The 303-nt window shown below is 55.4% G+C and carries 2 rRNA genes; both read left to right on the top strand.

Annotated features, from left to right (window positions below):
• Positions 1-110: ribosomal RNA gene (locus HXS66_RS17265) — 23S ribosomal RNA — on the top strand; the annotation flags it as partial.
• Between the two features lie 137 nt (positions 111-247).
• Positions 248-303: ribosomal RNA gene (rrf, locus tag HXS66_RS17270) — 5S ribosomal RNA — on the top strand; the annotation flags it as partial.

Raw genomic sequence — 303 nt, forward strand, 5'->3', positions numbered from 1 at the left:
CCTTGCGCCTCCTGAAGGGCCCTTGAAGACTACAAGGTTGATAGGCTGGGTGTGGAAGCACAGCAATGTGTTGAGCTAACCAGTACTAATTGCCCGTGAGGCTTGACCATATAACACCCAAGGGGTTTGCTACGGCAAACCGCCGGGATTGCGACAGGATCGAGACATATCGGTCAGCATGATTCATATTGCGAGTCGCGAGGCCACAAGCCTCGGGACTCAGGCATCGCAAGATGCCACCGTTTCGCCTGACGACCATAGCGAGCGTGAACCACCCGATCCCATGCCGAACTCGGAAGTGAA

It is taken from the genome of Cobetia sp. 5-11-6-3 (assembly GCF_013374055.1).
In the GTDB taxonomy this organism is placed as follows: Bacteria; Pseudomonadota; Gammaproteobacteria; order Pseudomonadales; family Halomonadaceae; genus Cobetia; species Cobetia marina.